Source organism: Aeromonas salmonicida subsp. salmonicida (assembly GCF_001643305.1).
In the GTDB taxonomy this organism is placed as follows: domain Bacteria; phylum Pseudomonadota; class Gammaproteobacteria; order Enterobacterales; family Aeromonadaceae; genus Aeromonas; species Aeromonas salmonicida.
Genome location: NZ_LSGW01000080.1, coordinates 1 through 13683, shown reverse-complemented (window position 1 = coordinate 13683; position 13683 = coordinate 1). Strand labels below are relative to the sequence as shown.

Annotated in this window: 8 protein-coding genes and 2 pseudogenes; 3 read left to right on the top strand and 7 right to left on the bottom strand. The window is 42.8% G+C overall.

The features are described 5' to 3' along the window. The 3 genes and pseudogenes from AXW79_RS22405 to AXW79_RS15065 all read left to right on the top strand — a co-directional run. Positions 1-196, top strand: a pseudogene (locus tag AXW79_RS22405) (IS3 family transposase); the annotation flags it as partial. Positions 197-211: 15 nt separating this feature from the next. Then, a pseudogene (locus AXW79_RS22400) lies at positions 212-831 on the top strand (IS3 family transposase); the annotation flags it as partial. A 108-nt stretch (positions 832-939) separates the two neighbouring features. Further along, the gene (locus tag AXW79_RS15065; protein WP_005309663.1) at positions 940-1677 is read left to right on the top strand and encodes a 4'-phosphopantetheinyl transferase family protein; all 738 of its coding nucleotides are present in this window, start codon (positions 940-942) and stop codon (positions 1675-1677) included. A gap of 104 nt (positions 1678-1781) precedes the next feature. On the opposite strand, the gene AXW79_RS15060 is transcribed toward AXW79_RS15065, so the two are convergent. The 7 genes from AXW79_RS15060 to AXW79_RS24170 all read right to left on the bottom strand — a co-directional run bounded on the left by AXW79_RS15060 (position 1782) and on the right by AXW79_RS24170 (position 13491). Next, positions 1782-2849 carry an SGNH/GDSL hydrolase family protein gene (locus AXW79_RS15060; protein WP_005309660.1) on the bottom strand — a complete coding sequence of 356 codons (1068 nt, stop codon included), beginning with the start codon at positions 2847-2849 and terminating at the stop codon, positions 1782-1784. Between the two features lie 188 nt (positions 2850-3037). After that, positions 3038-4174 carry a glycosyltransferase family 4 protein gene (locus AXW79_RS15055; protein ID WP_011898923.1) on the bottom strand — a complete coding sequence of 379 codons (1137 nt, stop codon included), beginning with the start codon at positions 4172-4174 and terminating at the stop codon, positions 3038-3040. Between the two features lie 5 nt (positions 4175-4179). Beyond that, positions 4180-6516 carry a thioesterase domain-containing protein gene (locus tag AXW79_RS23985; RefSeq protein ID WP_080561582.1) on the bottom strand — a complete coding sequence of 779 codons (2337 nt, stop codon included), beginning with the start codon at positions 6514-6516 and terminating at the stop codon, positions 4180-4182. Then, positions 6485-10069, bottom strand: a complete 3585-nt coding sequence (locus AXW79_RS23980) for a non-ribosomal peptide synthetase (protein ID WP_073536766.1) — start codon at positions 10067-10069, stop codon at positions 6485-6487. Before AXW79_RS23980 ends, AXW79_RS23985 begins: the two co-directional genes overlap by 32 nt. Beyond that, positions 10066-11886, bottom strand: coding sequence for an acyltransferase domain-containing protein (locus tag AXW79_RS22390; RefSeq protein ID WP_129712340.1), 1821 nt, complete (start codon positions 11884-11886; stop codon positions 10066-10068). The genes AXW79_RS23980 and AXW79_RS22390 overlap by 4 nt, the downstream gene beginning before the upstream one ends. Before the next feature lie 122 nt (positions 11887-12008). Beyond that, entirely contained in the window at positions 12009-13187 is a 1179-nt protein-coding gene (locus AXW79_RS22380; RefSeq protein WP_073531746.1) for a beta-ketoacyl synthase N-terminal-like domain-containing protein, read from the bottom strand. A gap of 1 nt (position 13188) precedes the next feature. Then, positions 13189-13491 (bottom strand): acyl carrier protein, encoded by a 303-nt coding sequence (locus AXW79_RS24170; RefSeq protein ID WP_073531747.1) that lies wholly within the window; start codon positions 13489-13491, stop codon positions 13189-13191. Positions 13492-13683: the final 192 nt, after the last annotated feature.

Here is a 13683-nt window from a genome sequence, read left to right as displayed (position 1 = left end):
CGCCGAGAGCTTCTTTCAGTAGCTCAAACGGGAGCGGATCAAGCGCAGGATTTACTCGACAGGAGACGAAGCCCGCAGCGACGTATTTGATTATATCGAAAAGTTTTACAACCCAATCAGGCGCCATGGTTCCAATGATGGGCTGTCGCCGGTAGAGTTTGAAAAGCAGTTCAATGTTCAACAACAGAGTGTCTAGAAAACCCGGGGCGATTCACTGGCATCCAAACAGCCGGGCGCACACCGCTATAAGGTTGCACGGTCTGAACGACCGGACATTACCAATCTGTTGGCACGTGAGTTTGACATTCCGCAACCCAATCAGGTGGTGTAGTGTGGTGTGGCGATATCACCTACGTCTGGGCAGGTACTCGTTGGTATTACCTAGCTGTGGTTCTTGACCTCCATACTCGCCGAGTCGTGGGTTGGGCGATGTCTGACAAGCCTGATGCAGAACTGGCAATAAAAACGCTCGAGATGGCCTATCAGCAGCGAGGTTGCCCATCAGGTGTGCTGTTTCACTCCGACCAAGGCAGCCAATATGGCAGCCGGGCATTTCGGCAACGACTGTGGCGCCATCGCATGGTCGGCGCGGTAACTGCTGGGATAACGCACCAATGGAGCGGTTGTTCAGGAGCCTGAAGTCAGAATGGCTCCCAGCCAACGGGATACATGAGCCAGCGGGAAGCACCGCGGGATATCAGTTATTACCTGATGGATTACTACAACTAGTGGCGTCCACATCAACACAATGATGGGATGCCGCCAGCAAAAGCCGACGCTCGGCCTAACCAGTTGACCACTACAGTATTTAATCTCTTTCTCATACATTGATATGTTAATAATGCTGTTGTTCGACGAAAAATAATCATAGCCCTATCTGAGCTCAATAGAATATTGTAAGCTAGACAAGATATATAAACATCACAACTGAGGCATAGAGTGATTCAATGGCACAAGTTATTTATACAAGAAAAGGCCTTCATAAAAAGTGTCTATATAAACAGGCTTGCGCCAACAGAACATGTCCAGTGGGTTTTTTGTGAGTTCGACGCCAAACAATTTCATGAGTCATTGTTCCTTGATAACAACATCCCTTTAAAAAAAGACATCATTAACTCTGTCGTGCAACGCAAGGGAGAATATTTGGCCGGCCGCATAGCCTCTCGCCTAGCCCAGTACTTACTGGGATTATCACCAGAACCTGTTGGTACAGGCCAGCACAGGAATCCGATGTGGCCAACGAATACCCTCGGCTCAATTACACATGCAAATAGCTATGCCATCGTCGCCATGGCCCGCACTCAATACGTTCACAGGATTGGTATAGATTATGAGCCATGGATAGATGCCAGCACCATAAAAAGCGTGATTGATATCATCATGTGTGACAGAGAAAAAACAAAAATAGAAATCGATTCACGGACACCAAGAAGAGATATTACCATCATTTTTTCAGCAAAAGAGAGCCTATTTAAAGCTCTCTATGATGAATGTGGTGAATACAAAGATTTTCATGCAGCCGAGTTTATCACTATCGATCATCAGAGGTCAACGGTGCGATTACGACTGACAGAGTCATGGAGCAATAAGTTAAGGGCCGGAACAATCTTTGTTCTAGAATATATAACGTATCATGCTGGTGTCATTACATACCTTATCAACACCAAGACACAGTAGAGGACACCGAATATCTCGGTGTCTTCCATGTTTGCCCGATTTACGTTATTTACGTTATTTACGTTATTTACGTTATTTACGTTATTTACGAAAATAACTTCTGGTCATTCACTCAGCAATGACGTATCGGAAATAAATGAAGCCAGGATGGTCGAAATCCTTTTGTGTTCCACTTCAGTAGGATGCCACAAGCAGCCATCAAATTTAATGTCGATTTTTTTGATATAAATGCTGCGCTCCCCCATTCGCAACAACTCTTCATTTACTGCATTGATGGCACGTTCAAAAGGATCGTCTTTATCTAGTTCCAAACCGACCAGAACGATTGGAACATCACCGTATCGCTGTCGGAGCTGGATGATAAACTGTACATATGCATCAGTCCAACTGTGTCGGAAATCCTCAACGTTGGCCCAAGGCTCATCGGGTTTTAAATCGGTATTGAAATCATTGAGCCCCAATTCAATAACCAACAGGTCTGGATGACGGTCCTCGTAAGCGGATGAGTCATTCAACACTGCTCCTGCCTTATTAAAGTAATAAGGTAAATTGTGATAACGTTGCTCTCCAGCATAGTTTCTTATCACACCTAATCCGGAGTAGGATACCTGACTATGACTAGCATTTAACAGCTTAGCTGTCATAGTGGGAAACGCGACTCTGGCATTTGATGTTTTAAATGTTTCATCGCTACTGCACTGCTGATGATGTGATTCACTGCCCAGTCCGGCACTGAGCGAATCACCGAAAAATATAATGTGTTTTTGGGGGGTACGATGTTCCAACACTTCCCCATTAACCTCTAGCCCATCAACCAACACCATCTCTTCATACGTCTCATTTCTTTTAACCAGTTCAACAACCACATCTTGCTGGCTATCAAATTTGACCAATGAGTATTGTTTGAGTGTAGAGTCAGTATTTATGATACTGACAACACGTCCATTCACGAGCACATCAAATCGCCCCCCTCTACAATTCATGATAATGGAAGCTTCCATGCCTTTAAATCTAAAGGATAGGGCTACGCCTGGCCAGTTGAAATACACATCACTGTTTATCCAATTCTTAACCACTCGTCCACTGAATGATAACCGGTAGTCCGTTGCCTCTACGTTCACATCTTTAGCAGCACTAAACGGAGCCCACAAGATGAGTAACGCTATTGACATCAACTTTATTATGCTTCCCAAAATTTATATCCCCATTATATAATAAACAACATACCCAACGCACCATGACATAAGCTCACTAACGATAATCCCCCCCTTTCATCGTCAATAAGCCTCTCAATATCCACAGCCTTTGTCATCATATTTATGTGCAAGCGGGGGAATCACCCATGACACTATCACCCACATTAATTTTTTAGTGATGAAATAGCTATTTCCATATTATCAACAGCCATGGACCAGCTAGTTACCGACCGACGGGCAATTTCCCCCATCTTGATACGTTCCGCTTTGTGATAATAAAAATATTTCATCCCATTCAATAGAGAGTCCATATCTGCTATATCAAAATTAATTCCACTCGAGAAGTGCTCATACTGCTCAGCATTTCCACCCCGATATGATGTCATCACAGGCAGCCCACATGCCATTGCCTCTGACACTGTGATCCCAAAAGCTTCAAAGTCACATCCTGTGATGAAAAGATCATTTCTCTTCAGCTCCATAGCGACTATCTCGCTAGGTCTCTCACCCATGAACCTAATGTTTCCAGATGTCGATAGAGTCTCTAAGGTTTCCAGCATTGGACCACTTCCAACGAAAGTCCATTCAATATTCAAGCCCTGCTCACGTAGATTTTCTGCGGCATCAATAAACAAATGCAGGTTTTTCTCCCGTGATAATCGCCCCACATAAATAACTTTCATCACATCTGTCACCTCATGACATAGCGATGGTTTAAACATCTCAGTATCGACACCAAGAAATGAGACGACTGTGGAATTTATATTAAGAAGGTAATTATTCTTTAGGAAAACTGACGGAACGAATACCGCATCATACTGACCATAAATAGTATCAACTTTACTATTTATTGCAGCTGCGTCCTTGCTCATACCATAGTTTGTGCAGAGCGAAGCTAGATCGACATGACAGAGAGCAATCGTCAAACACTGTTCAGGAACAATACAGATAATATCGCTCAAACAGAATCCCGCATCCATATATAATGGCATGGGTTCATCAACTAACAGAACATCTGGCTGGAATGAAGCGATCTCGTCAGCAAGAGTCCGCGTACAACGATGATCGGGAAATGGTGATGTCATTGGGTTACAATGAACAGCCAAGGGCATGCCAATGATTCTTACACCTAAACTTTTTAGGATTACAACTGCCGACTGATCGCTTAATGTCGGATATCCAGGCACTAACAGACTAACTGTGTTACCACGGCTGGCCAGTTCTTTACAACGATAAAAAACTGACTGGCTAATACCATTAACCTCGGGATAAAAAAAGAAACTTAAAATCAGATATTTCATGCTATCTACCTCTTGTTATAATTCGAAAACATAAACGGAAGTAGATAATCTATGACCTTTGCCGTTTCGCTCACAGATGGCTCGAGTAACATAGTGTCGTGACCAACATCAATTGAACATGTAAGCAAGGGAGACTCACATATGGGCTGCCAGTACATCTTTGACGATGGCCCTAAGCGCGGTTCGATCAAGGCAACTTTATCCATCATTCCACTCGAAATGGATATCTGATAACTTCGTTGATTGCAATATCTAGCAAACATGGCCTTTAGTTGCTCTGCACTAAACATCGGCTTTTGATTCTGATTACATAGCAGATTGATCGCAGAATCAAAATCAATGAGTGCATTATTATCTTTCGAAATGTCGAGTGAGATGTTATTGCCAAGGCTGTTGGCGACTGTCATCATAAAATGATCCTTTATACTCATAAAAGATGGAATGACTCTCTCAGTAGGCCAACAATCGAGTAAGATAACAGGAGGTCTAATTGTACCTTTGTTTTTTAATGCCTCAGAAACTCTGGCTGCAATCCCCCCTCCCATGGAGTGGCATAACAATACTGATTTAGAGAGATCGAACTCATCTAACGCGGATAGATATATTTCTACAGGGAAGGCATCACTATCCAGGAGGGCATTGAATCCTATCACTGTTGCATCACAAGAAAGATGTCCTATTAGATGACTGAAGCATTCGCTCTGACCCAGAACACCTGGAATACAAATTATATTTAAATTAGAATCACCGCTTTTTAGCAATACCTTTTCTAAGGATCGATGTCTTATACCAGATAAATTATGTTTCTCGAATACACTCTCCATTGGTTTGAACTTAAAATCATACAGTGATTGTTGTAAAATTGCGGTGTAGCGTGCGGCCACATTCTCAATGAATGAATCATCATACACTGCCCCCTCTAAATACCAGGAGATGTACGGGTCCTCATCAATATATTTTAATTCCATTGTGAATGACTGCGAGGAAATTTCATTTCCATCTCTAGCATTATCGTTCGACTCAGAAAACACAACCGGAGATCTATGATCGATTGAACATATACATATTCTATTATCTTCACGTCCAATAATCGTTCTGACATTATCAATGACAGCATTGAACTCCATACCCGGATGCATAGCATGCTCAGATTTGATCGTAACAAGCTCATCATCCAGCAGTTCTACCTTCAGAGAAACAGCATCGACCGCTTTAACCTGTGAAACTGTGAATATATAGCACGTATATAACCATTCTAGTAATGGGACATTCCTATCCATACACTTGCTTTTTAACTGAAGATGGATACGAGGTGCTAAACGATGATGATACTCATGACCTTTTCGCGCTATCAGCTGCGCTGGATTAACACTGTTGGGAGCAGCTCCAAGGTACTTTAATCGGTCATCCGGCACCACATATGCCGATTCATATTCTGAATTTCGCCCGACAGCTTCGGTGCTGTACAGCATAGCCTTTAAATAAGAGATAAATAGATTACTATTCCTTTCCATGTCAGGCTTATCGAACATAGCTTTTCGATAGTTCCATGTGATCGTCATGCCACCATCACCTGTGGTTTCTATCGAGAGATAGTGATCGACTTCTTGCTCCTTCGATTGGATAGGAATACGACTTACATCAATGTCAGGTAATATTAGTGGCTGCCCTTCGAAGTTCTGCATCACCATCATCATCTGATACACTGGGTATCTACCATGTTCAAAATCCTTCACATTATAATTATTTAATGCGGTGACATCCAAAGGGAGATGGTCGAGGCACTCAATAAACTCTCGCTGATGTTTATGGAGATAATCTGAAAATGTTTTATCTGGATCATAATCACAGACTAAAAGTGCTGAACTTAGGCATAGACCAATAATATTCTCATCATCAGGCATAGGCCGATGAGCAACGACTGTCCCTAATATTACTTTTTCAAGCTTACATTGCTGAGCCAGAAATATACTCATTGCACTATACAATGTAACAAAGGGTGTTACCTTATGCTCATAACTGATGGCCCTGAGTTGCAAACCAAGTGATGGGGGAATGACTAACTCTATACTGTTAACTTCTCGACAGGTATCATTCTTCACCTTCTCACCTGGTAAAGATAACCATCGATGTCTCTGTCCAACTCGACGATTCCAATAAGGAAGGTTTCTGTCTTCATTGCAAGACTGGTTCTTTGCATAATCGAAGAAGCTAGTATGCAGTATGGGCGCCTTAAAACTAACACCTTCAGTAGAGTAACCACAGTAAAACAATGCCAGCTCACGAGTCAGGTTTGTAGGCTCCAACCATCTATAATAATATGATGAGCCATGATGAGCCATGATGAGCCATGATGAGCCATGATGAGCCATGATGAGCCATGATGAGAAGCGTATGTTTTAAAGCTGAATGTTGAAAGAGATAAAATTTTATTAATGGCCCATTATTGATATCGAAACCAGCTCTAACGGCCCCCTCTAAAAAATCAGACCATTCCACGTCTAAGGAAGATGCTTGGTTTATTAATAGTCTGTTGGTACTATCTAATTTCATCCATAGTTTATGCCCATCCGAACAAAACGTACTATGAAGTGATTGGTGACGCTTTACTATGTTTTCTATTGCAAACAACAAAGCCTCTTTGTTCAGATCACCATCAAGTAACAGCTGCTCTTGAATATGAAACGCAGGTGACTTTACATGTTTATCAAATCGCCAAAATTCTCGCTGTGATGACGTGGCTAATACCATAGAGTGTTGATCGATGGCCTTTCCTGTCGAGAGTCTATCACCACCATCTCCGTCAGTCAGCTGTGTTGCCATTTGAATAACCGTTGGATAGTCATAAACAGTAGAAAGTGGAACCCTTTTCCCCAAGTCACTTCTTATTCTAGCCACTAATCTTGATGCGGATAATGAGTGGCCACCACATGCAAAAAAATTACTATTTGGCCCAACTGTTTTCGTTAAAACTTCATTGAAGAAACCGAGCAATTTCGTCTGTAATTCGTTAAGCTCTATGTTGTTAGAATTCGTGGACTCTAATTCATCATTTGCAATTTTTGTCAATGCGTCATAATCAATCTTATTGTTAGGTGTTCGTGGTAAAGAAGTCAAAATAATGATTGAGTTTGGGAGCATGCTCCTGGGCAAGCAAGATAACATATGATTATAAACTTCATCACGTGTCACCTCATTTTTATTCTCTATAATAATTGCAGATAGAAGACGGGATTCATTACCACTAGACGGCATCCAACATACCGCATCCAGCACCCCTCTACACTGACACAATACGTTAATTATTTCATCCGTCTCAACTCTCACACCGTTAATCTTTATTTGGCTATCAGTTCTACCTATATATAAAAGCTCTCCCACCTCATTCCATTTAACAAGGTCTCCAGTACGGTAGACTCTATTCTCAACAGTAGCATTTCCAAGTTTTTTTAAAAAAAACTTCCTCGTTAACTCTTCACGATTTAAATATCCATTGGCAATCCCATCCCCCCCCAATACGAGCTCACCTTCGAAACCTATGGGAAGTAGTGACATATGCTGATCGACGACATAGCAAGAAGTGTTATAAAATGCCTGACCAATATTGTTTGGCGTGTTTAACTCACTACATAAATGCATATGTGTAGCGATAGTGAACTCACTCGGCCCATACCCATTATATAACTTGGTGGCATTCTGCCATGTTTTTTTCACCGCCGGTGTCATTGCCTCACCAATACTGATCACCACTCTCACGCTGGATAAACTATTCGGCGAGAGTAGAGAGAGAACACTAGGGGGCAGATGAAGATGAGTAACCCGTTGTCGTTGCACGATCTCTGTTACATGATTAATATCTCGAGCATGCTCAGGATCGAGTAAGACTAGCGTGGCTTGGTTTACAAATGTCATCAACCATTCAGCTGTGCATGCGTCAAATGCCGGAGATGAAAACTGCAGCAGTCTATCACCATGAGAGATAGAAAGTGACTTGTTAAAATTAAATGCCGTATTTCTCAATCCTCGATGTGACAGTATGCTGGCCTTGGGTTTACCTGTTGAACCTGAGCTGTAGTTTATATAAGCCACATGATCATTATTGAGTACCGGCAATGAACTACCATCAGTCACCCCATTTAACAATGTTTCCATTTTCAAAAATGGATAGTTTAAGTCTGACTGAGGCCTTATAGCGTCAGCTATAATGTATGAAACATTACTATCATCAATCATGAACTCTGTGCGCGATGAAGGATAGTCTGGATCTAACGCCAAATATGCCGCACCGGATTTCAAAACACCCAACATACTGACAAACATATTTATAGAGCGTGGCATATACAACGCAACAATATCACCATCTCTTATCCCTAGCGCATTCAAACTGTTTGCTACACTGTTTGTGCGTTGTTCCAGCTCTTGATAACTAACATAGCCCCCATCCGATGCAAAAATAGCAGGGCTTGTACCTATCACCCGTGCATTATTCCTAACCCAATCAACAACAGTTCCATATGGAAGGCAAATTTTCCTGTTATTATATACAGCAATGGCCTTGAGGTCTTCATCATCAATAAGTGGCAGATCACACAAGGGCATATCGGGAGATAATAATGCCGCTCGAGTTATATTAGTTAATGCTTTGTCAATGCCAGCTATGGTCTCTTTTTTATAGAGGCCGGTTGCATATCTCCAAATAAATTTGGCGCCATCAACTGCAGGTTGACACTCGAGAGTCAGTTCCGCTTTAATGTCTCTTGGTGAAAGATCAGCACAAATACTAATATCATCGCCATTTAGTTTTGGCATATCCGTACTAATATTTTGCAATACCAAAAAGACTTGACTCAGAGGGGATATTCCAACACTTGTTTCTGTGCTAGACAATTCTAATATTGTGTCGTAACCAAGCTGCTGATGTGAGAGCGCCGTCATCGATATTGAACGTTGCTTTTTTATTGCTGCTAAAAACGTCTCTTCTGGCGAATATTCAATATGAAACGGTAGTGTGTTTGCAAGAAAACCAATCACTTCGTGGCTATCCGTAGCGATTCGATTTGCGCACGGTGAACTAATTACAACGCTGGTCCGTCTATACAATCTACAGAGACATGAACTAAATAAAACCTGGAGTGCGACGAACTCACTACAATTATTTTTCCTTGCCAAAGAAGATAATAAAGACCAGTCCTCTTCCCCCAAGCGGCTAACCATTACCCCACCCTTTCTATCCATTCGATCAGAACAATGTAGATCGGGTGTAGGCAAAGAAAATGCCGGAGCATGCTCGAGATACTTTCGCCAGAATGCTTCTCTGGCCACATTACCATGCTGCTGTCTTACTAATTCACCAGAGTAATAGCGACTAAATATCGGTGCTGGCTCAATCAATCTACCCGATGACATTAGTTCTGACCATTCACGCAGCAAGACCATGAATGACCAACCATCGATGGCGACATGATGAACAACAATCGCAATATAGTAATGATCAGGCTTCAATATAAGCCCTACTCGCAGCGGTAGTCTCTCCAAAAAAACCAGATCCTGGGATATCCAGTCATTCAAGACTGATGATATGTCTTCTGTTTGTTCCAGCCGTACTTGTAACCATTCTAGTTCAGCACCGCTCGCATCCCAGGGAACAAGCTTCTCATCAACAAATATAAAGTTTGTTGACAAACTCTGATGACGAGTGACCACTTCACCAAGTGATGATTGAAGACGAGCTACATCGGGGGTTCCATTTCCTTTTAGAAGCAATAACTCATGATAACTACGGTTGCTCAATTGCTGGGCTTGTTGCTCTAAGATTCTTGCTTGGCCCGTTGTAGGTAGAACATCAGCGTTGGCAAAAGAATCACTATAAGTTCTTTTTAATACAATAGAATTCATAACGTTTCACTTTTCTCATACTTTGATGCATTGACCACACCGGATTTTAAGTAATCGTGCAGTGTGCTGAAAACTGGGTAGTCATATATATGCTCCAGCCCGACATTTAGGTTAAGCTTTTCTGCCAGCAATGCCGAAAAAGAGAGAGCACTTAACGATGACCCACCTGACATCCAGAAGTTACTATTCGACTCTGGTATTTTACCAATTGTTCTAAACCAACAGTCTTGCAGTATTGATAAAACATCAAGAGGTTCAATAATTTTTTGATGATTCCCTTTTAGGTGATTGACAAGATCATCAAACTTTGAAAATTCATACAGATAATCTGATGATATTTCTTCTCCTTTAATAGCTGACATCTCTGCTATTAAGGTTAATGCCGTAAGCGATGTGCCACCCGCTTGCCAAAAATCACTTTCTGATGTGGGCAAGGATCCCAATATGCTGGACCAACAATTAGCGAGCCGCTCCACTGGATCATGTCGTACATTTTCCTTTTTCACCGAGGGCACGGGATTTAATGGTAGATGAGTTGCCTGGTTAAAGGCCCTACGGGGCGTTGGATAAGTAACAGAGATGGTCGGCTGTGGAAAACTGACACCGAGACACATCATCTCGGCCATCGCCAGTTGAAGGACACCATCATCTGAGATCGATTCCTGTCTGCCCTTTATGGTTCTACAGGTTGCGTGTCGTTGAGGATTCCAACCACTCATGGCATGACAAAATCCAAGAAGGCCAGCACCAGGTCCGACTTCGACAAAGATAGTGGGCCCTGGTAATGCAAGTAGTTTTTCCAGTCCCTTGGCGAAGTTGACGGGCTGACATATCTGATTGCTTAGATAATCAGGAGTCACCATAGCATCACTAAGCCAGTGTCCATCAACACTACTGACTACGGGAATCTCCGGATGACAAAAAACACATGATTGATGAAGAATTTCATTTTTGAACTCATCAGCCACTGGCCGCAATAATGGTGTGTGGAAAGGATGTCGGTTGTTCAACTTGTGAAAAGAGATGCCACCCTTTTTACACAACTCTGATAACACCGCGATCGCCGAGAGAGTGCCGGCCTGGACATGGTGATGATCGCTGTTATATGCGGCTGTCCAGACCTCGGTCTGATCATCAGAATGGAATAATGGTGGCATGGCATTGAATGCTAACATGGCTCCATCGGGGGATTCAGCCATTAGTCTTCCCCTATGAAAAACCAGTGTGATAGCATCATCTAAGGTCAGTACTCCTGCAATACATAGCGCGACCCACTCACCAAGTGAATGCCCTAACAACGCATCGGGACGGATACCAAACTCGACTAAAGTATAGGCCATTGCGTACTCGACACTGAATAATAGTGGTTGTACTTCAGCGGTGTTATCCAGCACACCTAGACTGGTATCCCATAGCAATCTATGGGGTTCAATAATGCCAAGCCCACGTAACTTATAAAAGCAACGGTCGAGATGACGTCGAAACGTTGAGTTATATTCATACAGCTCTGATGTTATTCCTCTATACTGACTTCCTTGCCCTGTAAACAAAAATACTATGCGTGGTTTTTCGTCAAATGGCTTGTTATAACACCGACCGATCACCTCACCACTTCTTGTATCTGCCACCAGAGCAGTACGTGTGTTTTTTTCAGATATAAAAGGATTAGCTATCTGATTATACAACCGAGCATGCATGTTTTTCGCAAGCGCCGAACTCATGTTACGATGAATAGATCCCCTTATTGCATCCTCAATCAATTCCTGTGTTGTCGATAGCGTACTCTCTCTCAGTACCTCACTCGCAAACACTTCCACTCTGGCATTGTCATTCCCTACATCCAGGGGTTGGTGATAGCTGGTGAGAATGATATGTGCATTTGTTCCACCTATACCAAAAGAGCTTACACCAGCCGTTAATATTTTATTTTCTGGCAGGTCTATTCCCTTTCTAGGAATGATGATTTTTTTGCGTATTGCTCTAGTGAATCTGATAGTTTATCAAAAGCCGGATGTGGCGGAAGGTATCTATTATGTAGTGAGAAAATAGCCTTGATCAAACCCGCCATGCCAGCAGCAGCATCAAGATGACCAATATTCGCTTTTACCGCACCAATAAGAAGTGGTCGCTCTCGATCATATACACTGAGAAGAGCTTGTATTTCAATCGGGTCACCGAGACGAGTACCGGTGCCATGTGTTTCAACAAAATCAATGTCATCCGCACTTAACTGGGATGACAACAATGCACGACTCAACGCCATGACTTGTCCATCTAATCCCGGCGCTGTGTATCCTGCCTTTTCTCGCCCATCGTTATTAATGGCACTACCCTTAATTACTGCATATATATGATCATGATCTGACAGCGCATCTTCCAATCGTTTTAGAACAACAAAACCAGCACCCTCACCCCACACAGTCCCCTGAGCCGATTGATCAAATGGCCGGCAAAAGCCATCGGGTGATAAGATCATTCCTGGTTGATGAACATAGCCCCGTCTGTCTGGCACTACATAAGCAGCACCAGCTACCGCCATATTACAGTCACCGGAGAGTAGAGCGTTGACGGCCTGATGAACACAAACCAGTGAACTGGAGCATGCTGTATTGCTATAGATTGCAGGACCTTTCAAATTTAATGTGTATGCAACTCGTGTAGCAAAACACCCCGGATCAAGTAGAGTATTTGCTTGATACACGGCAGTGAGATGGTCAGGCGTACTTTGCATTACTCTCTGATACCAATATGGATTATATGCCGCACTGACAAACAACCCCGTATCGTCTGAGTGTCGCTGTGAATAAGGTGGATAACCTGCGTGCTCTAGCGCCTGCCATACCTCACGGTGCATAAGCCGTAACTGGGGGTCCATTATATTTGCTGACTGAGTATCATAACCAAAAAATTCCGGGTCAAAATCATAGCGATTTTCAACGACACCACCTCTAATGACGTCACCATTCGCCCCCCCTTCAGCCTCCAGTTCATCATGACTCAGTGAGCGAATACCAATAACGCCCTCACATAACTGAGACCACCATTGCTCCACATTTTTAGCCCCAGGAAAAACCCCAGAAACACCTATTACAGCGCACTCAAAACCAGTAACATTCATTTTATTTAACCTCCAATACCACTCGACGTTTACCTAGCAAGTTATTGCGAATGTGATTTTTATTTCCATCTTGTGTCATGGCCTTAGCCGGCAGCTTATCCTTGTTAAGGAACTGAGCTTGCGCCGTTATGCTAGGACAAATAAAAATAAATGTATCTGGAATTGAACTTGGAAAATTGTTGCGGATTTTCTCCAATAGAATCTGAGCCTGCAGAGAGCTACCTCCACAATCAAGAAAATTAGCCGTTATGTTCACATCCCGTTTTAGTATGCTTTTCCACAGTGTATGTAGCCGCTCGACCACATCTAAATAGCTGTTCCGAATAGTAGATCACCGGAGGAAGGGAACTCAGTCCAGTTTGTGCGATCTCATTAGTCGCCAAACAAAACAAGCCACACCCAAAGGACTGAGTTGATGCCTATCCTACCACCCCTGCCACGACCACAACTGCGCCGCATTAACAAAATCATCCATGCCACCCGTTATCAAGGACAT